Source organism: Blastococcus sp. CCUG 61487, from assembly GCF_005222955.1.
GTDB lineage: Bacteria > Actinomycetota > Actinomycetes > Mycobacteriales > Geodermatophilaceae > Blastococcus.
In genome coordinates, this window is sequence record NZ_LWUA01000272.1 from 2,435 (window position 1) to 3,387 (window position 953).

The 953-nt window shown below is 76.1% G+C and carries 1 protein-coding gene; it reads right to left on the bottom strand.

Translation table 11 applies throughout. The annotated features are described in order from the left end of the window. Nucleotides 1-953, bottom strand: a 953-nt coding sequence (locus A6V29_RS21095; protein WP_212719571.1) for a hypothetical protein, incomplete at both ends; no start/stop codon positions are given.

A 953-nucleotide genomic window follows, 5' to 3' on the forward strand; every position in this document is an offset into this window, starting at 1 on the left:
GGTCGCGGGTCGCCTGGTCCTGGTAGCTCTGCTTGAGCCGCTCCAACTCGTGGACGAGGACGGCGTTGGCCAGCCCCACCCGCGCCTGGGCCACCAGCAGCTCCAGCGCCTCGACCCGGCGGGCGACCTCGTCCTCGGGCCCGGTGACCCGCGCGGAGAAGGTGTACGCCTCTCCGCTGGGCAGGGCGAGCTCGCGGGTGAGGAGCTCGGTGCGGAGGTCGTCGTCCTCGGTCACCGAGGTCCGGCCCGCGGGCATGCCCGCCACCGGAGCGCCGTCGGCCGCGGTGACCACGACGTCGGTCGCGCCGAGCTGCTCGGCGCCGGCCGCCAGCTGGGCCAGCACCTCACCCCGGTCGAGCGGGAAGATCTCGGCGGTGATGGCCGAGAGGTCGCCCAGCAGCTTCGCCCGGTCGTCGGCCGCCTCGCGGGCGGTGCCCAGCCGGCCGACCTGGGCCACGAGGTGCTCGGCGAGCATCGCCACCGGCATCGTGGCGAGCAGCAGGGTGGGCATCGCGATGACCAGCACCCCCAGCGCGCCGTCGGCGGCGTTCTCGGGGAACACGACGAGGTACAGGCCGAGCGCCACCGAGCTGACCGTCCACAGCGCGGCCAGGCCGCTGAGCCCGAACCAGAGGGCCGCCTCGAGGAAGGGCAGCATGAGCAGCACGAGCGCGAAGGACCGCGGCGGGAGGCCGGCGAGGACGACCACGCCCAGGACGACGCACGCGTCGGCGATCGTGCCCGCCGCGGCGAGCTTCGAGCGGCGCCCCGTTCCGGCGCGGCCGGCGCGGCTGGTGAGGAGCGCGACGCCCAGCAGCACCAGGGCAGCCAGACCGGCCAGGGGCAGCGCGACGTCGCGGCCGACGTCGGCGTCGGCGCTGGGCCGGTAGCCGGCTCCGCCGACCACGACCAGGGCGACGGCGACCAGCCGGATCTGTCCGAGCGCACGCTCG